19 protein-coding genes are annotated in these 18,354 nt (G+C 46.2%); 9 read left to right on the top strand and 10 right to left on the bottom strand.

Annotation, left to right across the window (positions count from 1 at the left end):
- The gene (gene ilvY / locus J8N69_RS10115) at positions 1 to 891 is read right to left on the bottom strand and encodes an HTH-type transcriptional activator IlvY (RefSeq protein ID WP_168824273.1); all 891 of its coding nucleotides are present in this window, start codon (positions 889 to 891) and stop codon (positions 1 to 3) included.
- A 223-nt stretch (positions 892 to 1,114) separates the two neighbouring features.
- Between ilvY and ilvC the strand changes: the two genes are divergently transcribed.
- Positions 1,115 to 2,587, top strand: coding sequence for a ketol-acid reductoisomerase (gene ilvC, locus J8N69_RS10110; RefSeq protein ID WP_168824271.1), 1,473 nt, complete (start codon positions 1,115 to 1,117; stop codon positions 2,585 to 2,587).
- A gap of 103 nt (positions 2,588 to 2,690) precedes the next feature.
- Positions 2,691 to 4,118 carry a molybdate ABC transporter ATP-binding protein ModF gene (gene modF / locus J8N69_RS10105; RefSeq protein ID WP_168824269.1) on the top strand — a complete coding sequence of 476 codons (1,428 nt, stop codon included), beginning with the start codon at positions 2,691 to 2,693 and terminating at the stop codon, positions 4,116 to 4,118.
- 5 nt (positions 4,119 to 4,123) lie between these two features.
- Here the strand turns inward: modF and radC are convergent, their stop codons facing one another.
- Positions 4,124 to 4,798, bottom strand: a complete 675-nt coding sequence (radC, locus tag J8N69_RS10100) for a RadC family protein (protein WP_168824267.1) — start codon at positions 4,796 to 4,798, stop codon at positions 4,124 to 4,126.
- 104 nt (positions 4,799 to 4,902) lie between these two features.
- On the opposite strand from radC, the gene coaBC reads away from it, so the two are divergent.
- Complete coding sequence (gene coaBC / locus J8N69_RS10095) at positions 4,903 to 6,132, top strand: bifunctional phosphopantothenoylcysteine decarboxylase/phosphopantothenate--cysteine ligase CoaBC (protein WP_168824265.1); 1,230 nt, start codon at positions 4,903 to 4,905, stop codon at positions 6,130 to 6,132.
- Here the strand turns inward: coaBC and dcd are convergent.
- Entirely contained in the window at positions 6,122 to 6,640 is a 519-nt protein-coding gene (gene dcd, locus J8N69_RS10090) for a dCTP deaminase (RefSeq protein WP_168824263.1), read from the bottom strand. The two genes, coaBC and dcd, sit on opposite strands and share 11 nt — an antisense overlap.
- Positions 6,640 to 7,200 carry a dCTP deaminase domain-containing protein gene (locus tag J8N69_RS10085; protein ID WP_168824261.1) on the bottom strand — a complete coding sequence of 187 codons (561 nt, stop codon included), beginning with the start codon at positions 7,198 to 7,200 and terminating at the stop codon, positions 6,640 to 6,642. Before J8N69_RS10085 ends, dcd begins: the two co-directional genes overlap by 1 nt.
- A gap of 156 nt (positions 7,201 to 7,356) precedes the next feature.
- On the opposite strand from J8N69_RS10085, the gene dut reads away from it, so the two are divergent.
- From dut to slmA, 3 genes are all read left to right on the top strand, one after another.
- Positions 7,357 to 7,812, top strand: coding sequence for a dUTP diphosphatase (gene dut, locus J8N69_RS10080; protein WP_168824259.1), 456 nt, complete (start codon positions 7,357 to 7,359; stop codon positions 7,810 to 7,812).
- A 321-nt stretch (positions 7,813 to 8,133) separates the two neighbouring features.
- Positions 8,134 to 9,042, top strand: a complete 909-nt coding sequence (gene argB / locus J8N69_RS10075; protein ID WP_168824257.1) for an acetylglutamate kinase — start codon at positions 8,134 to 8,136, stop codon at positions 9,040 to 9,042.
- Between the two features lie 61 nt (positions 9,043 to 9,103).
- Positions 9,104 to 9,697 carry a nucleoid occlusion factor SlmA gene (slmA, locus tag J8N69_RS10070; protein ID WP_168824255.1) on the top strand — a complete coding sequence of 198 codons (594 nt, stop codon included), beginning with the start codon at positions 9,104 to 9,106 and terminating at the stop codon, positions 9,695 to 9,697.
- Positions 9,698 to 9,732: 35 nt separating this feature from the next.
- Here slmA and pyrE read toward each other — a convergent pair whose 3' ends face one another.
- Positions 9,733 to 10,380, bottom strand: coding sequence for an orotate phosphoribosyltransferase (pyrE, locus tag J8N69_RS10065; RefSeq protein WP_168824253.1), 648 nt, complete (start codon positions 10,378 to 10,380; stop codon positions 9,733 to 9,735).
- Positions 10,381 to 10,498: 118 nt separating this feature from the next.
- On the opposite strand from pyrE, the gene J8N69_RS10060 reads away from it, so the two are divergent.
- Positions 10,499 to 11,275 (top strand): exodeoxyribonuclease III, encoded by a 777-nt coding sequence (locus J8N69_RS10060; protein WP_168824251.1) that lies wholly within the window; start codon positions 10,499 to 10,501, stop codon positions 11,273 to 11,275.
- 123 nt (positions 11,276 to 11,398) lie between these two features.
- Here J8N69_RS10060 and J8N69_RS10055 read toward each other — a convergent pair whose 3' ends face one another.
- Complete coding sequence (locus J8N69_RS10055; protein ID WP_168824249.1) at positions 11,399 to 12,334, bottom strand: D-hexose-6-phosphate mutarotase; 936 nt, start codon at positions 12,332 to 12,334, stop codon at positions 11,399 to 11,401.
- 217 nt (positions 12,335 to 12,551) lie between these two features.
- Between J8N69_RS10055 and J8N69_RS10050 the strand changes: the two genes are divergently transcribed.
- Entirely contained in the window at positions 12,552 to 13,028 is a 477-nt protein-coding gene (locus tag J8N69_RS10050) for an ATP-dependent zinc protease family protein (RefSeq protein WP_168824247.1), read from the top strand.
- Between the two features lie 48 nt (positions 13,029 to 13,076).
- Here the strand turns inward: J8N69_RS10050 and J8N69_RS10045 are convergent, their stop codons facing one another.
- The 3 genes from J8N69_RS10045 to J8N69_RS10035 all read right to left on the bottom strand — a co-directional run bounded on the left by J8N69_RS10045 (position 13,077) and on the right by J8N69_RS10035 (position 16,540).
- On the bottom strand, positions 13,077 to 14,096 hold the full coding sequence (locus tag J8N69_RS10045; RefSeq protein ID WP_168824245.1) for a GGDEF domain-containing protein: 1,020 nt from the start codon (positions 14,094 to 14,096) through the stop codon (positions 13,077 to 13,079).
- Between the two features lie 3 nt (positions 14,097 to 14,099).
- The gene (locus J8N69_RS10040) at positions 14,100 to 15,113 is read right to left on the bottom strand and encodes a response regulator (protein WP_168824243.1); all 1,014 of its coding nucleotides are present in this window, start codon (positions 15,111 to 15,113) and stop codon (positions 14,100 to 14,102) included.
- A 227-nt stretch (positions 15,114 to 15,340) separates the two neighbouring features.
- Positions 15,341 to 16,540 (bottom strand): GAK system CofD-like protein, encoded by a 1,200-nt coding sequence (locus tag J8N69_RS10035; RefSeq protein ID WP_168824241.1) that lies wholly within the window; start codon positions 16,538 to 16,540, stop codon positions 15,341 to 15,343.
- Positions 16,541 to 16,731: 191 nt separating this feature from the next.
- Here J8N69_RS10035 and J8N69_RS10030 point away from each other — a divergent pair, with 191 nt between their 5' ends.
- Entirely contained in the window at positions 16,732 to 17,499 is a 768-nt protein-coding gene (locus J8N69_RS10030; protein WP_168824239.1) for an IclR family transcriptional regulator, read from the top strand.
- Positions 17,500 to 17,511: 12 nt separating this feature from the next.
- Here the strand turns inward: J8N69_RS10030 and J8N69_RS10025 are convergent, their stop codons facing one another.
- On the bottom strand, positions 17,512 to 18,348 hold the full coding sequence (locus J8N69_RS10025; protein WP_211084952.1) for an HAD-IIB family hydrolase: 837 nt from the start codon (positions 18,346 to 18,348) through the stop codon (positions 17,512 to 17,514).
- Positions 18,349 to 18,354 lie beyond the last annotated feature (6 nt).

Genomic DNA, 18,354 nt, shown 5'->3' with positions numbered 1-18,354 from the left:
TTACGCCTCTTCTTCCATTAGGCTCCAAAAAGCGTCCACCATAGGGTTTTTTAAGCTTTTCTTCAGGGTAAACAAGCCAATATCGTAAGGTTCCAGTTCAGGCTGTACGTCTAACACCTTAATTCGATCTACAAGCGGGCTATTATCCAAGACGATTTTAGGCACCACACCAATCCCAAAACCCAAGCTCACCATGCTCACTATCGCTTCGTTGCCCGTGACTTGCGCGTAAATCTGTGGCGCAATGTCCTGTTGACGAAACCATTCATCGACGCGCGTTCTCGACACGCCGCTTTCGGAAAGAATCATCGGGATAGTCGCCCACTCTTGTACCGTAGTGGGAGCACGGGTTGGTACATTCGGAACTTGTTGCTCTAACGGCGCAATAAACAGCAGTGGCGAGATGGCAATGGGCTTAAAGGCCACATTACGAGGCAGGTTCGTCGGCTTGGCAGCAATGGTAATGTCTTCTTTGCCATCCAAAATGTGCGCAATAGCGTGTTCAGGGTCGCCCGTGCGCAGCTTGATTTCAACACCTGGGTAGGCAACGCGAAAACGCCGCAATAATTCGTACAGGAAACTGTAACTCGCCGTCACGGAACCATACAGACTGATTTCACCGCTAAGCTGGTCCAAGTTGTCGGTTAACTCATGACGAATCAAGTGCCATTGGCGGCTAGTATCGCGAGCGTATTTAAGAAATTTCTGCCCTTCTTGAGTCAATACCACGGTGCGGTTATCGCGATTAAACAAAGCCACACCCAGTTCATCTTCCAAATGACGAATATTGCGCGACAAGGCCGAAATACTGATGTGACACTCGTCGCTGGCACGGCCAAAATGCAGCGTTTCAGCTAAGGCGAGAAATTGTTTTAGCACTCTTATGTTCATAATAGCGATTCGCTCGATGACGTTCAGACCATAATAAAACATGTTTGCAAAAAATGGGACGTTACATTGCAAATATGTCAATTTACGAAAACATTCTACTAGGTTAGATTAGCCCTACTCGCAGAACGCCAAGCAAAAACATGGCTTGGCGACTGTGTCACTCTTTTTTAATATCGGCGTGTTTTCGTGTCGATACTTTAATCATAAAAACTAGGATCGAAACATGGCTAACTACTTCAATACTTTGCCGCTACGCGAGCAACTGGCTCAACTAGCAAAATGTCGCTTTATGGACAGCTCTGAATTTTCCGACGGCGTAGAAGCACTTAAAGGCAAAAAACTCGTCGTGATCGGTTGTGGCGCTCAAGGCCTTAACCAAGGTCTTAACCTACGCGACAGCGGTTTAGATGTTTCTTACGCGTTACGTCCTGAAGCCATTGCGCAAAAACGTCAGTCGTGGAAAAACGCCACTGAAAACGGTTTTGTAGTGGGCACTTACGAAGACTTGATCCCAACGGCTGACGTCGTTTTGAACCTAACACCAGATAAGCAACATACTCCCGTTGTTACTGCTGTTATGCCGCTTATGAAGAAAGACGCTTGCCTATCTTACTCTCACGGTTTCAACATCGTAGAAGAAGGCATGAAAATCCGCGAAGACTTAACCGTCATCATGGTGGCGCCTAAGTGCCCAGGTTCTGAAGTTCGCGCTGAATACGTGCGTGGTTTCGGTGTGCCAACGCTGATCGCCGTTCACGAAGACAACGATCCTAAAGGCGAAGGTCTTGCTCTAGCCAAAGCGTACGCTGTGGGTACTGGCGGTCACAAAGCAGGCGTTTTGATGTCTTCTTTCATCGCGGAAGTAAAATCTGACCTAATGGGCGAGCAAACCATCCTTTGTGGTATGTTGCAAACTGGCTCTATCCTTTGCTTCGACAAAATGGTTGAAGAAGGCATCGACGCTGGCTACGCCTCTCGCTTGATCCAATACGGTTGGGAAACAGTAACAGAAGCGTTGAAATACGGCGGCGTGACTAACATGCTAGATCGTCTTTCTAACCCAGCTAAGATCAAAGCGTTTGATCTTTCTGAAGAACTAAAAGTCATCATGCGTCCTTTGTACAACAAGCACCAAGACGACATCATCAGCGGTCACTTCTCTCAAACCATGATGGAAGATTGGGCCAACGACGACGTTAACTTGCTTAAATGGCGCGCCGAAACAGCAGAAACTAACTTCGAAAAAACACCTGCTGGCGATGTCGAAATCTCTGAACAAGAATTCTTCGACAACGGCATCTTGATGGTTGCCATGGTAAAAGCCGGTGTTGAGCTTGCTTTCGAAACCATGACAGCGGCTGGCATCATCGCAGAGTCTGCTTACTACGAGTCTCTACATGAAACACCATTGATCGCGAACACCATCGCTCGTAAGAAATTGTACGAAATGAACGCGACTATTTCTGACACAGCGGAATACGGTTGCTACCTATACAACCACGCTTGTGTACCACTATTGGCTGACTTCATGAAAGACATCAACACCGACGTTATCGGTAAAGGTCTTGTTGTTGAAAACAACGGCGTTGATAACAAGCGCTTGATTGAAGTTAACACAGCGCTTCGCTCTCACCCAGTAGAAGCCGTTGGTTCGGTATTGCGCGGTCATATGGCTGACATGAAAAAGATCGTTTAATTTTCCTTAGAAATTAAGCACCTAAAAAGCCGAGTGACTCATTGAGCACTCGGCTTTTTTGTCGCGTTACTTTTTGTTTTTAGGCTTTGAAAAGGAATATCTCATGGATACTGCCATCCGCTTAGACGATCTGAGCGTTAATTTTGATGATCGCTTTCATCTGAATCGCATTGACTGGACGATTGAGCTTAACCAGCATTGGGTGATTACTGGCACCAATGGCGCGGGCAAGTCTGCTCTTGCGGCTGTACTCGCTGGCGTAGGCGAGATTGAAAAGGGAGCAATAACGGGCCTGCCGAAAAACATCGGCTTGGTGTCTTTTGAAGCCCAAGCAGAATTAATTGCCAAAGAACGGAAAAAAGACGACGCCGACATCATGGACGTGATTTCCCTCGGTACGCCAGTGCATGAAATGATTTTCGATCATTGCCAAGACACAAAACTCGCCCAAGCGCTGGTGGCAAAGTTCGGCCTAAGCACACTGCTCGATCGCGCGTTTCGTAAACTTTCCACCGGCGAAACCCGCAAAGTCATGCTGATTCGCGCCTTAGCTAACCAGCCTGATTTACTGATATTAGACGAGCCATTCGATGGTTTAGACGTCGATACCCTTGCCATGCTGCAAGCGCACCTTGCTTCCATCATAGACACCACGCCGATGATCATGGTGCTCAATCGCTTTGATGAAATGCCGGATTTCATCACCCATATTGCCTATATTGAGAATGGTCGTTTGGAACTCACCGTAGAGAAAAGCGACGACCATGCTTTCAATGAGCTTTATCAATTGCTGCATTTGAAAACCACCGATCTCAGCGTACCAGAGGCCGACCCAGCTCATAAACTACCAGCACTTGACCCAAGCCAGCCGTTGGTCAAACTCAACCAAACCACCATCCAATACGGCGATACGGTGATTGTTGATAAACTGGATTGGACCATAGATCGCGGTCAACATTGGCAACTTAGCGGCCCTAACGGCAGCGGCAAAACGGGTGTATTGTCTTTGATCACCGGCGATCACCCACAATGCTACAGCAACGACATTTTCGTCTTCGGTTTCCAGCGCGGTAACGGCGAAAGCATTTGGCAAATCAAACAATTTATCGGCTATGTTTCGACATCTTTGCAATGGGAATACCGCGTCAGCACCAGCTGTAAGAACGTGATTATCTCTGGCTTCTACGACAGCATCGGCATGTACACTAAATCCACCGATAACCAGAAGAAAATCGCCGATCAATGGCTCGCACTGCTCGGTATGACAAACCGCGCTGACCAACCATTCAACAAACTCTCCTACGGCGACCAGCGCCTGCTACTCATCGCCCGCGCCATGGTGAAACACCCGCCGCTGTTGATCCTAGACGAACCCTGCCTCGGCCTAGACGACATGAACCGCCAGCTCGTCCTCGCCTTAATCGAGAAAATTTGCCAAGGCTCAGAAACCACGGTTTTATATGTTAATCACCACGCAGAAGACCAGATCAAAGGGATAGAGAACCACTTGGGGTTGAAGAAGCTCGTTTGACCCCTCTACAGCAAGCCTCGTTCTGCTAACGACACAGGTAAGCCATCGCCAACCACAAAGTGGTCCAGCAATCGCACATCAATAAGGTCCAACGCGCGTTTGATTTTGTCCGTAATGCTGATGTCCGCCTGACTGGGTTCGGCGATGCCGCTTGGGTGGTTGTGGGCCAAAATTACCGCCGCCGCGTTATATTGCAGCGCGGCTTTAACCACTTCACGCGGGTACACGGCAGCCGCATCAATGGTGCCCATAAAGAGCTCTTGGTAGCGGATAAGCCTATGCTGGGTGTCTAAGAACAATACGGCAAATATTTCTCGTTGAGAATGGCGTAGCTGGGAAGAAAGGTAGGTTCGAACATGCTCGGCGCTGGTGAAGACGGTTTCGCGCATTAGCTGTTCTTGCAAATGACGCTTAGACATTTCCAGCACGGCTTGAAGCTGGGTGTATTTGGCATCGCCCAGCCCAAAGCCTTGGCAAAATTCTTCACGACTGGCCGACATAAGCGCACGCAAACCACCAAATTGAGACAACACCTGCCGAGCCAGCTCGACCGCGCTAATGCCTTGTGTTCCGGTACGCAGAAAAATCGCCAGCAACTCAGAATCACTTAGCGCTCCAGCGCCTTGATGAATGAGTTTTTCTCGGGGTCTTTCTTGCTCAGGCCAATGTTTAATACTCATGATCTACTCCTTGATCCGTGTTAATCTTGCACTCAATTTAAATGAGAAAGGCGTCCTGCCTGTCACTCACTTTATCGATCACAGAACGAATTGAGAAGTTTTTTATGTCAAACCTCGCTCAAAAACGCATTCTATTAGGCATTACCGGCGGCATTGCTGCTTATAAAAGCATCGAGCTGATTCGTTTGTTAACCAAAGCAGGCGCCGAGGTTCAGGTCGTTTTGACGGATGGCGCAAAAGCCTTCGTCACCGAAATGACACTGCAGGCGATTTCTGGTCATCCGGTACGCAGCACGTTATTAGACCCAAATGCCGAAGCAGGTATGGGACACATTGAACTGGCGAAATGGGCCGATTTAATTGTCATCGCGCCTGCCTCGGCGGACTTCATGGCGCGTTATGCTCAGGGCATGGCAAACGATTTATTAAGCACCTTGTGTTTGGCAACAGAAGCACCTGTGCTGCTTGCCCCTGCGATGAACCAAGCCATGTGGCGACACCCAGCCACGCAAGCCAATGCCAAGTTGCTCACGCAGCGTGGCGTATTAAGCATTGGCCCTGCCGATGGGGCGCAAGCCTGTGGGGATATTGGCCCAGGACGCATGAGCGAACCAAACGATATATTCAATGCTGTTATCACGCATTTTCAAGGCTCGACTATAGAACTAGATCTAACTGGCCAACATTGGGTGATTACGGCTGGCCCAACCATGGAAGCCATCGATCCAGTACGCTACATCAGCAATCACAGCTCTGGCAAAATGGGTTACGCTCTTGCGGCCTCTGCGATTGCCCGTGGCGCCAAGGTCACACTGATCAGTGGCCCTGTGCAAATCAACGCGCCCGCTGGCGCGAACGTCATTGCCGTGAAAAGTGCCGATGACATGCTAGCCGCCTGCGAGCAAAGTATGAGCTCTCAAGCGGATGTGTTCATTGGTGCCGCTGCGGTGGCTGACTTCAAAATGAAAACCGCCACTAACCAGAAGATGAAGAAGCAATCAGACACCGACGAAGTCACCCTGACATTAGTTAAAAACCCAGACATCATTGCGACACTCGCCCAGCAAAAACGCGCCAAAATCATGGTGGGCTTTGCGGCAGAAACACAAAATCTGATCGACTACGCGAAAGGCAAACTCGAACGCAAAGGATTGGACATTATTATCGCCAATGATGTGTCTCGCGCCGACATTGGCTTTAACCAAGATGACAACCAAGTCACAGTCATCACCCAAGACAAAACCTGGTCCCCTGATAAAACCACTAAAAATGCACTCGCAGGCCAACTCGTTGAGTGTATTATCGAGTTCTCTCTGCGTACTTCTATTTCATAGCGGTGGGGCCACTCGAGGACTGATAACGACCATCATAAGGCTCTACACTTTGGTCTGTATTGATTATAAACAAAGACGCAATAGGCATTCCTGGCACAAGTTTGTAATAAAACGAACTCATATTCACCAGTTCTAATGTGACTTTTCCTTTATAACCGGGATCGACTTGGCCATCACTCATATGGACAGAGATAAACCCTCGAGCGATAGAACCTTTCGTTTGAATCAGACCAAACTTATCATTCGGCATCGTTATGTACTCTTCAGTACAAGCTAATACACTGCCGCCTGGAGGTAAGACAAAAAAGTCATTCTGAGAAATGGTTTTCATTGTGCTCGGCATTGCCTTTGGAGGAATGAAAGGTTCACCTTCATAAGGGTCATATACAGTAAATTGATTATCTAATCGAAGACCAATAGACGATACATCAACTTGCACAACGTTATTTTTATTCACCGCTAAGCCATGAGTCACTAAAGCTTGCAAAGCATGTTTTGTTAAAAGCATTATTTCCCCAACGTCACTGTAATGATGGCCGCAATAATGGAACCTAAAATTGAAAATACGCCAGTTAGAATCTGAGCGGAATACCGTCCCCAGTAATCTTTCAACCAATTTTCTGTTTTAGGTTGGGTTTTTATGGCTGTGCGAGTTTCAGTTCCAACTATCGGGGCTTCGGTTCGCCAAAACGACATAGAGCAAAAAGCCTGCCCAATGTGCAATTCAACCTTACGACCACTAACATTAAAAACGGGAATTCTTAGCTTACCAACAAACAAAGGATCCAATTTAGTATTCGCGGTTACAATCCCTTTACTCCCAATACTGCCTTTAGTAGAAAGTAAGCCAAAAACATTATTTGGCATGGATATACTTTCCTGAGTTTCAATAATGATACAACTGCCGGGCTGCAATATGATGTTTTTGTTAATCTTTAGCCAATCGGTATCACCACTTCGCTGATACAAAGAACCAACGGAAAGGTCAACCGAAACCTTCTCTTGACTCTGTACCACTTCTGGACGTATCCGCACACCACATGCATTTAAATTGCTATTCAATATCACAAACTCATTCCTTATAACGTAATGCTTTCCTTAAAAAAGGCTTAGCTACAGGCCAAACCACTACAAAAAATACATCAGCCTTCGCACCAAAAAATAACGAACATGGTATATTTGTAACATTCATAAGATATCACAGTTATAAATGAGGTCATATTCATGCACAGACAAATCGAAGCCAAAATAGTCAACCCTTTACTTGGTGACACAATCGAGCTTCCAAAATACGCAACGTCAGGATCTGCGGCTTTAGATTTAAGGGCATGCATCACTGAATCCGTTACTATTCCAAGTGGGGGACGTCATCTTTTCCCTTCTGGATTAGCATTTAATATGAAAGACCCTAACATTGTAGCAATGATTGCTTCTCGATCAGGGCTGGCATTGAAGCATGGGGTAAGGGCTCATCCAGGCGTAATCGACTCCGATTATCATGGGGAACTTGGCATACTCATACATAACGATGGACAAGAGCCATTTACAGTAAACTCAGGAGACAGAATCGCACAATTATTGTTTCAACCCATTGTAAAAGTTGATCTGGATTATGTAGATTCATTTTCCAATAACACCGAACGCGGTGCTGGCGGTTTTGGTCACACGGGCACTAAATAAACGAATAGCCCTGAAAAAAGGTGAGAATATTTCACCTTTTTTCTCTTCATCACTACATTCACTCACCCATCTTTCCGATAGAAAATGAAATTTACTTTCATAAGCCAAAACGCGGTAATTTTCATACAAATTTCTATAGTTTATCCACCAATATCACGTTATGATTTCAAACCTAAGTGGTTGCTTACACTCGTTGTCAGCCTTGGCTGTCACGGTTTTGCCACACAAGTTTGATATTTTCGTTGTTGATATAAAGTCGAACCTATAAAAATAGTTTACTTTGTTAGGCGATCCATTTTTGTTTACAGGAGTACGTAAGTCGTGGCTTTTTCTCGTGAATCTGCTCTAGATGTGGCTAAGGTTTTAAGCGAATCGCTGCCTTATATTCAACGCTTTGCGGGTAAAACCTTGGTCATCAAATACGGCGGCAATGCCATGACAGACGAGACCTTACAAGCAGGATTTGCACGAGACATCGTTCTGATGAAAGCCATTGGCATTAACCCTATCGTGGTTCATGGCGGCGGCCCTCAAATTGGTGACATGCTGGCCAAACTGAACATTGAGTCAAAATTCATTAATGGTATGCGCGTGACCGACACCGCGACCATGAATGTGGTTGAAATGGTCTTAGGCGGTCAAGTAAACAAAGAAATCGTCAATTTAATTTGTGAAGCGGGTGGCAAAGCCATTGGCATCACAGGCAAAGACAGCCGTTTTATTAAAGCCAAAAAATTATTTGTAAAACACCAAGCTGATGGCATGACGTCTCCAGAGCAAGTGGATATTGGTCATGTTGGTGAAGTTTCCAACATTGACACCAGCTTCCTGAAGTTTTTCGAAAACAGTGACCTGATTCCGGTTATTGCGCCAATCGGCGTGGATGATGAAGGTAACTCTTACAATATCAATGCCGATCTTGTGGCGGGTAAAGTCGCCGAAGCGGTTGGTGCCGAAAAGCTCATGTTGCTCACCAATATTTCTGGTGTGCAAGATAAACAAGGCAATGTGTTAACAGGACTGAGTACGGCGCAGGTCGACGCTCTGATCGCGGACGGCACGATTTATGGCGGTATGCTGCCTAAGATTAGCTGTGCGCTGTCTGCCGTCAATTCAGGTGTAACCAGCGCGCACATTATTGATGGCCGTGTACCTCATGCAACCTTGCTGGAAATATTTACCGATACGGGTGTTGGTACACTTATATCGAACGCCAAGGCTGGCGAATAACGTCTTCGCTTTTATTGAGACCATCAATTGATAAGCACAGGTTAAACACTGGACACGAAAAATGAGCAATAAAAAACACGATCGTCGCACAGAAATATTGCAAGCACTTGCTCAGATGCTAGAAAGTAGCCCTGGAGCTCGTATTACTACTGCTGCTCTGGCTAAGCAAGTCGGCGTATCGGAAGCGGCTTTGTATCGTCATTTTCCCAGTAAAGCGAAAATGTTTGAAGGTTTGATCGAGTTTATTGAAGAAACGCTTTTCACCCGTATCAACCGTATTGTTCAAGAAGAAAGTAACGTCGTGGTTCGGATCGAAATGATCATGACCTTGGTTTTAGGCTTTGCCGAGCAAAATCCTGGCATGTGTCGATTGCTCACGGCAGATGCATTAGCGGGTGAAACAGAACGTTTGCGCGTGCGTATTGCACAAGTGTTTGACCGCATCGAAACTCAGCTGAAACAGGTCATACGTGAAGCAGATTTAAAACAAGGACTACGACCTGCGATGGGCGTTGCGCCTTGTGCGAATTTTTTAATCGCTATCATCGAAGGCAAAATACGCCATTACGTGCGTAGCGAATTTAAAATAAAGCCAATGGAAATTTGGCAAGAACAATGGACTGTCTTGGCACAAAACTTGATGTTAAATCGATAAGACTTGAGGCATGGCCCCAAGTCTTAGCTTCAGCATCAAATGCCGTATTGATCACGGTAAGCCTTGACCGCATCGAGGTGCTTAGCAAACTCAGGAGAATCCTGCTCCGCTAAGTAAGTCATGATGTCATGTAAGGAAACGATACTGATCACGGGCATATTGAAGTCACGTTCGACTTCTTGAATAGCAGATAACGCGCCTTGGCCTCGTTCTTGACGATCTAAGGCAATAAGCACACCAGCCGGAAGGGCATTGGCTTGCTGAATAATAGCCATGACTTCTCGAATGGCTGTCCCTGCGGTAATAACGTCATCAATAATCATGACATTACCGGCCAACGGGGCACCCACAAGAGAACCGCCTTCACCGTGAGTTTTTGCTTCTTTACGGTTGAAAACGTATGGTGTGTCTACATTATGATGTTCATAAAGAGCAACCGCGGTGGTGGTTGCCAAGGGAATGCCTTTATAGGCAGGGCCAAATAGAACATCAAATGGAACATTGGCTTCCATTAATGAGGCCGCGTAAAAACGCCCTAACTTCGCTAAGGCTTGGCCAGAACTAAACAGGCCGGCGTTAAAAAAGTAAGGGCTTACACGGCCCGATTTAAGCGTAAATTCGCCAAAGCGCAACACGTTTTGCTCAATAGCGAATTCAATAAAGTCTCTTTGGTAAGGTTTCATACCGGCTCCAGAAAGATAAAAATAGTACACAACAAAGCGCCGCCAAGAACGAGCGAAGCCATGCCAACATTGGATAGGCGCTAATATAACACACGGCTAGGAATTGTAGGGACCAGAAATGAAGGTCATCAGCCTTAATGTAAACGGTATAAGACAAGCAGCAGACCGCGGCTTTTTTGAATGGATGGTTCGTCAGAACCCGGATGTTGTGTGTCTACAAGACATACAGGCAGACGAGCGCAGTCTAAATGACAGCGTTTTCTTTCCACCTGAGTTCAATACCTATTTTTTTGACTCAATGGAAAATCCAGAACAAGCTGGCGTTGCCATCTATAGTAAAACCATGCCCAAAGCGATTATGACAGGCATGGGATTTCCTGAGTGCGACTTCGAAGGACGCTTTATTCAAGCCGACTTTGATAAAGTCAGCATTGGTGCTTTCTTAACGCCTCATGGCTCAAACCATGAAGAAACGCTGCAAGAGCACAAATATCGCTTTATGGAAGGCTTTAAAAACCACCTGATTAAAACTCGCCGTAAGCGTCGAGAATTTATTTTCTGTGGTACTGCCAATGTCGCACGCTCGCCGATTGATGTTAGCAGCTGGTTTGTTAATCAGCGTAACTCTGGCTTTTTGCCCGAAGAGCGTAAGTGGATAAACGAGATATTCAATGAAATGGAATACATTGATGCGTTCCGTCAAGTCAATAAACAAGATAAGCAATACACTTGGTGGCCTGACTATGAACGCGCTTGGAAACTAGACGAAGGCGGTCGTTTGGATTATCAAATCACCACACCGGGCATCAAGAACTTGATCCAAGGCGGTTCCATTTATAAAGGACAGCGCTTCTCTGATCACGCACCGTTAATTATGGAATACAGTATCGATTAAGGCGTCTGCGCAAAGCAACGCCATAATCCTTAGCTCACGACGTCAGAACAGACGTCACAAAAAAGCCCAGTTCACTTCATTCAGTGAACTGGGCTTTTTTAATGACTCAAAACGGTCTTGGCTTTACTCTTCTTCGTCACCCTCATCAAAGAGCGGCTTATGTTTTACTTTCAACTTTAATTGATGAATACCGCCGGGGGGAATCTCATACACATTGCTTAGCGCGTTGGCGGCTTCTACACAAACGAAATGGCGATAATCGTCATCGTCCATATCAGTACGCTGCTTGGCAATCTCTGCACCCGGGTTCCACAGCACCGTGCTATTGCTGCCTTCCGTTTGAATAACCAACTTCCTTTGCAGACCAACATCGCGTATTTCACAGGTGTCTGGCGCCGATAAATACACTCGATCCATATGATCACAAGGTGTCACCGCCCCTTGCTGTAAGTGACGGCTAGCGCGATCAAGCTTATCGACATAAGTCACGTCATCTAACCCATGCACTTCTGTGCTCTGGTTGTCTGAAACATGAAAATAGGTGTGTAACGCTTCGCTGACGGGCATCGACTTGTCGGATAAGTTCGCTGCTGAAAAGTTAATTTTGAAGCCTTTTTTAGAAAATCGAAACACTTGTCGAAGTTCAAAAGCAAATGGCCACATTTCCTCAATCAATGGATGGTCTTCCGACACTAAACGAATCACAATTTTTACATCGCCATTTTTAAAGCGGCCCGCTTCAATAAATTCCCAGCGAAAATAACGCGCAAGACCATGGGCTGGGTAATCAGCATCAACATCATGAGCGCCAAACCAAGGCCAGCAGACAGGCACACCAAAGTGTCGACGACCAAAGCGCCCTTCTCCGCCCTTATTTTTAGATTGAAACAGAAGATCCTCTTGACCAGCAGGAATAAAGCTTTTCAAGTGTCCGCCCCATAGTGCAATAACCGCACTAAAGCCCGGCTGTTCAATACAGATTTCATCACACTTTTTTAAGCTTGCAGGGTGTATTTCACCACCCAGTTCTTCCAACTCTTTCATCAGTTGGCCATTCATTAACAACTCCATTAATGTAGTTTTGTCCGCACATATTAACTTTAGATAAGACGATTACAACAGTTTGTGCTTATAGTCATAATTCAACAACGCAAATCACACCCTTGCACAGCAAAAAAACTTAACCTAATCACGCTTTTACGCTATAAAACACCTCAAGCTAAAAATTTATTATTTTTGGTCTCTTTTTGCTTTTTAATAGAGTGCCGTATTTTTTATGATTCCATTAAACGAACTCAAAATAATCATTGGTAGTGACGAATGGTGCGCCTTTACTTCTCTTAACATCCCAGCCATCAAAGCGCGGGTAGATTCGGGTGCCAAAACCTCTTCCATGCACGCCATCAATATTCAACGCTTTTCTCGTGGCGATGACCATTGGGTTCGTTTTGAAGTGCATCCGTTGCAAAAAAACCGCAAAATCACGGTACATTGCGAAGCCCCTCTGATTGACCAAAGGGTCATAAAAAGTTCCAGTGGAGACAAAGAAAAGCGCCCAGTTATTTGTGTTCCGCTCACACTTGGCAACACCACTTGGGACGTAGAAGTCACCCTTACCAATCGAGACAGCATGGGCTATCGAATGCTGCTTGGTCGTGAAGCCATGAACGGTCGTGTGCTGATTGACCCCGCAGAGCAATGCTTATTGGGGGACAAATCTAAATCGAGCCTACTGGCGCTCTATAGCGTCTAAAATGCCATGCCATTATATGAGAGGGCATGGCGGTTTTTCGACAGGGATTCAATCGGCCACGACAGACTGATTACGCCCTTCTTTTTTAGCCCTGTAGAGCGCTTCATCGGCTCTTTTTAACCAACTTGATACCGCTTTATCGGTTTTTCGAAGATCTGCAACCCCAAAACTCATCGTAATGCTTATGTCGCCTTTGTCGGTCACTATTTTTGCCGCGGCCACTTTTTTACGCACTTTTTCGCAAAAAAACAGTGCGCCATCAGTGCCCGTGTTTGGCAATAAAATAGCAAATTCCTCTCCGCCATAACGGCTGACAAAGTCCATTTTCCGAGACCCAGAAGACAAGATTCTAGCCACTTTCTGCAGTACAACATCCCCAACGGGATGACCGTATTGGTCGTTTATTTTTTTAAAATTATCAATATCAGCCATCACCAATGAATGCGTGTTGTTGCTATTCATCACAAGATCATCATCAACAAGCTTATCAGTAACAGGCTTATCAGCCACAAGAGCGTCGGCGGTAAACGCATTGAAAACCGCGACCAAGGCTTTGTCTAGACAGCTGCGGTTGTTCAACTCTGTCAACGCATCGGTTTTACTCAGCTGGTCCAAAAGACGATTCGCTGAAGAGAGCGCCACCTTGTTCGTCGCCACGTCAGTCACATCATAAACCACTAAACAGACATGTTTGACGGTACCATCGGCATTCGCGAGCGGACGTAAGGCAATATTTTGGAACATATTGTCAGCCAAGCCCGTAATAGGGCGATAGCTTTTAAAGGGAAATAAATACGCCCGTTGTTCCCACGAAATAAAAATGGGCGTCCGAAGAGCCACCACATTATCCAGCTTCTGCCCAAGCCAACGGCGGTTCAAGTCTGGAAATAAATCAAATAGGGATTGTTTTTTGGCAATAGAGGAACTCATTCCGCTGTGGTTTTCCATAAAACCATTCCACAACTCCACTTCATAGTGAGTATTGAGCACCACTAAACCCACGTCGATATGATGAAGCATATCAAAGAGCCAATGCAGTTCTGTTATATTCTCTGCGTTATGGGGCATTTTTTACTCTTCCTCCACCAAATAAGACAACAGATTCTCCAGTACCGGTACCGAATCTTCAGTAAACAACAGCATTAGATCACAACTAATTTGATAGTTTTCCACTTCGTAGACAATTTCAACGGCCAATGTTCGCTTCCACTTGGCTTTTTTGACATTAATCAAATCCGCTATTTTAACATGCTGCCCAAGTAGCGCGGGATGACCGTGACTAAAATCAACATTTAACTGCTTACCAAGCGCGTCCATAAAGGGCCCGACCAAAACAGACGACACATCCATCAATAATTCGACTTCAACATCGTGGTCGATTTCTTCCGTAACGTTTAACAACTTGGCCATGTCAGGAAAACTCGAATCGCTAAAAATAAGCAGGGCTTCAAACGCAATACCGGAGCCAACAAAACCTTGCGAGACCGCAGAACAGCTGCCGTTTTTTACGCTGTAATCCAGCGCCATCTGCAACTCGCCTACTTCTAATATATTCACCGTCGGGACAGGCAATTTGATAAACACATTCAACATATCCGCTAACACACTGGCGGCTCGCCCCATGGAAATGTTGGAAACTTCCTGTAAGCACTCGTTCAGCGTAAAGGCTTCTGCCGCCGTGCCCTGACTGCTGAGCGGCGCAACGATACGACTGTCGGCAACAAAAAGCCCTAATGAACTCAACAAACGACGCAACTCACCAGCAGACGCCGGCTTTTTATGAAAAGCCACCGCTCCCATGTCCTTTACTCGCTGTATCGCCTTGGGCTGAACATCGCCAGACACCACAATCACCGCTGGAGGCTGAACAAAAGATTGCAGCGCTTGCAAGGTTTGATAGCCGTCTTTCACTGGCATATTCAAGTCTAAGAACAAAATATCAAATGCAGAAGCAGACAAAATATCCAAGGCCTGTTGGCCGTCTTCTGCGTAATCAATGTCGACATCCCAGTCGGTCGGCAAGCCTTTCGCGAGCTGCATTCTTGCCATTTTCGAATCGTCACATATTAGGACTCTAGTACCCATTACCACTCTCTTTTTAATAAGACACGACTTTTCAAATAAGACGCCACTGGGAAATAAACATAATATATTGTATGAAAGGCGTGAAAGATTTACCCCGTTTTTTCGTATTATTAATACCTTTTAAAGAACCTATTGAACACGATAAAAATGTTACATCCTGTAAAATCTTTTGCCAACGGGGTTTAAATTCGATAAAAACCGATCCTATAAAAACCAATCCAATAACATCACACCAATGATAATAAGGCCTGGGACACTAATCGCTCATCGTATTTATCGACTTTAGTCGTTATTAGCGCGGTTTTTATTATCTGTACATTAAGCTCCTTTAAGCGTTCAACATCGATCGCCCCATAATCGTAGGTACTATCGAGCAAGAGATAATCCAAAGCAGAAAAAACCGCCGCATTGTCAGTCCAGTCGCCCACCACATCCTCGCGAATCACCGCAATTAAGCGCTCTACACACGCCATTAGAGAAAGCCCCTGTTGCTCTGGATCCACCCCTAAATTGGGTAAATACACTTTAGGGTTGGGGTTTTGACCAATGGCCTGCCCCACTCCTTGTGGCATCAAATTGGCCAATAAACTGCTATAAAAACTGCCGGGGGGAAAACAAATTAAATCCGCCGTCTCAATCGCTTCTTTTCGATCACTCGCAATGGCGCAATTGGTTGGCTGTGTACGACGCAACCCCTTGTTTAACCACATCCGCTTTATCGGGCTTGGCAAAGCCAGCGTTTCTTTTGCGGTGATATTATGTTGCCCTAAGACAATATCGCCATTATTCAGTTCAACCCCCAAATGCAAACTGGCATCCAGTGTGGTTTTTACTTCGCCGAGCGCTTTAATTAGCCGAGAAAATAAAAATACAATCGGGTCCAACTGCTGCTGGTTATTCAAATAACCGCCCGCCATAATGAGATTGCCAATGCTCGCGCCGCGCAAATCAAAATCATCGTGAATATGCGCCTGCGTCACCGCCAACTGCGTTTGAATTAACGCCTTCATAGGATGAGGAATACAGGCAATTAAAGGGTGCTCTCCCGCCACCAGCCGCTGTAATTGCGCTTTTAATTCCGCGGCTTCAGCTTGTTGGTCAAGACGATGCGTGAATAACGCATAGACTTCAGGCTGCCCCATCACAGTTTCATCCGCCAACGCCATTAAACGACTGCGCAAATCCCCCACCGCAGGAATATCAAATTCAGCACGTAATCGCGCTGAACTGCCACCCGAATCAAACGGCGTCACCAAATGAATAGAATGATGAGTGTATTCTTTAAACACTCGACTGATTTTATTTAACGCCGAGCCGCCACTAAAAAATAATACTTTTGGCCCCTGCTCAGGCAAACTGCGATAGCGATGCACACGAACAAGATCTGGCATTAGCATGCGACGCCAGATACGTAAAGAGCTCGTCATAAAAACCTCATACTGATAAAACCATCCATCAACCCTCTGAACCCTTCCTTATCTTATGTCGTCAAAAAGAATGGCATGAAAACCGTCATAAAACACTTAAAACAGACTTGATAATATATTCCCATTCCCTAGGATGCTAAAATGCGCAACGATAGAACGAACCATAGCACGTATTACTTTCAGGAAACGCCATGGAAATCAAAAATTCTGGATCCTCTCTTAGCAAAGCCTTAAACATGCTCAATCATGTTTGCACGTCTCCTGTGCCGCTGCGATTTGCCGAACTGGTTGAATTGTCAGAGCTTCCCAAAGCCACAGCCCATCGACAGCTCAATACATTACTAGAACATGGGTTAGTGCGTTTTGATGAAGACAAACAAGCCTATTATCCAGGCTATGGTTTACTGGCTCTCGCCCATCGTACCTGGGCCAATTTGGATATTCGCGATGTGGCCGCCGCGCCTATACGAGACCTATGGTCCAAAACGCAAGAAACCATTCATTTAGCCGTCTTAGACGATGCCGATGTGATTTATATTGATAAGCTCGAAAGCCCTAAAAGCCTCCGCTTATACTCAGCCGTTGGCAAAAAAGGTCCCGTCTATTGTACTGGGGTTGGCAAAGCCATGCTGGCATTTTTGCCGAAAGAAAAACAACAACGCATCATTGAAAAACAGACGTTTTTCCGTCATACAGAACACACACTAACGACGCCAGAAGCATTAAAGGCCAACCTAGCGCTTATTGAAGAAACGGGCGTCTCTCTCGACTTGGAAGAACACGAAATGGGCATAAAATGCGTCGCCGCCGCCATTTTCAACTCACGCCACGAAGCCGTCGCCGCGATCAGTGTGACGGCTCCGGCGTTTCGCACCAGCGACGACGCCTATAACGCAATGAAAATACAGGTAAAACAAGCCGCAGACACCATTTCAAAACGTCTTGGGGCGTGTGATTGATTCGTACTAATCCTATCGTGCCGACAAAATAACATCGGCCAATTCAGCGAAGCCCAAACCGCCCGGTTGTCTCGTTTGATAACGCGGGCGGTGCTGCATTTTATGCAAATGCTCAGCAATGTTCGCCACCCCAACGCTCAGCGGAAAACGCGCAAACATGCTTTCGTCGTTAGGCGCATCACCAACGTATAACACCTGCTCTTGTTGTTGCGCCTCAGTTAAACCATAAACCTCGCCCAGCACGCGTTGCGCCATGGAAAATTTATCGTAGCCCTGAGAGCAAACATTAATGTGTATCGAGCTGGCCTTGGCGTTTAAGCCCATGGCAATTAAAGCCGCCAAACACGCGTCCTTGTCTGCTATGGCAGCGGGTTTAACGTCTTGGGCATAATCAATCGCCACATCAGTAAGACGATACGCCTGATCTCTTGCCAAACGTAAGCGAGGATACTCTGCTAAGAGCTGATTGACCTGAGTCAATAGACGCGCCTGCTCCGCGCGCATTTCTGCCTCTTCTCGCCAAAAAGCATAGCTCAAGTGGCGGTCTGGCGTTTTGCCAATAAAACACGCGCCGCCCTCGGTAATCACCCCATCCACTGGCAGCGAGCGGGCAATCATATCAGACCAACCCGCGCAGCCGCCCGTCACAGGAATCACCTTAATGCCATTGGCTTCTAACTGCGCCAAGGCGCGTAAAGTATCGACCGGTAAGCGCCCTTCCCATGTCAGGGTGTCGTCAAAATCGCTTAAAATAAAACGCAAACCTTGGCAGGCACTTTTGTCTAAAGAGGAAAGTTCTAAAGCAGAAAGCGCTAAACCAAAAGAGCCTAACGAAGAAAAAGCTGACATCGATAT

Source organism: Marinomonas profundi, assembly GCF_020694005.1.
In the GTDB taxonomy this organism is placed as follows: Bacteria; Pseudomonadota; Gammaproteobacteria; order Pseudomonadales; family Marinomonadaceae; genus Marinomonas; species Marinomonas profundi.
The sequence above is the reverse complement of the archived record's forward strand: the minus strand, read 5'-3'. Positions and strand labels throughout refer to the sequence as shown.

Coding starts and splice junctions, on each gene's coding strand:
- slmA (WP_168824255.1), top strand. CDS start 9,104: ATGAGCAATAAAAAACACGATCGTCGCACAGAAATATTGCAAGCACTT.
- J8N69_RS10050 (WP_168824247.1), top strand. CDS start 12,552: ATGATTCCATTAAACGAACTCAAAATAATCATTGGTAGTGACGAATGG.
- dcd (WP_168824263.1), bottom strand. CDS start 6,640: ATGCTTTTAACAAAACATGCTTTGCAAGCTTTAGTGACTCATGGCTTA.
- ilvY (WP_168824273.1), bottom strand. CDS start 891: ATGAACATAAGAGTGCTAAAACAATTTCTCGCCTTAGCTGAAACGCTG.
- dut (WP_168824259.1), top strand. CDS start 7,357: ATGCACAGACAAATCGAAGCCAAAATAGTCAACCCTTTACTTGGTGAC.
- J8N69_RS10035 (WP_168824241.1), bottom strand. CDS start 16,540: ATGACGAGCTCTTTACGTATCTGGCGTCGCATGCTAATGCCAGATCTT.
- radC (WP_168824267.1), bottom strand. CDS start 4,798: ATGAGTATTAAACATTGGCCTGAGCAAGAAAGACCCCGAGAAAAACTC.
- modF (WP_168824269.1), top strand. CDS start 2,691: ATGGATACTGCCATCCGCTTAGACGATCTGAGCGTTAATTTTGATGAT.
- J8N69_RS10060 (WP_168824251.1), top strand. CDS start 10,499: ATGAAGGTCATCAGCCTTAATGTAAACGGTATAAGACAAGCAGCAGAC.
- J8N69_RS10040 (WP_168824243.1), bottom strand. CDS start 15,113: ATGGGTACTAGAGTCCTAATATGTGACGATTCGAAAATGGCAAGAATG.
- ilvC (WP_168824271.1), top strand. CDS start 1,115: ATGGCTAACTACTTCAATACTTTGCCGCTACGCGAGCAACTGGCTCAA.
- J8N69_RS10045 (WP_168824245.1), bottom strand. CDS start 14,096: ATGCCCCATAACGCAGAGAATATAACAGAACTGCATTGGCTCTTTGAT.
- J8N69_RS10030 (WP_168824239.1), top strand. CDS start 16,732: ATGGAAATCAAAAATTCTGGATCCTCTCTTAGCAAAGCCTTAAACATG.
- pyrE (WP_168824253.1), bottom strand. CDS start 10,380: ATGAAACCTTACCAAAGAGACTTTATTGAATTCGCTATTGAGCAAAAC.
- coaBC (WP_168824265.1), top strand. CDS start 4,903: ATGTCAAACCTCGCTCAAAAACGCATTCTATTAGGCATTACCGGCGGC.
- J8N69_RS10025 (WP_211084952.1), bottom strand. CDS start 18,348: ATGTCAGCTTTTTCTTCGTTAGGCTCTTTTGGTTTAGCGCTTTCTGCT.
- J8N69_RS10055 (WP_168824249.1), bottom strand. CDS start 12,334: ATGAATGGCCAACTGATGAAAGAGTTGGAAGAACTGGGTGGTGAAATA.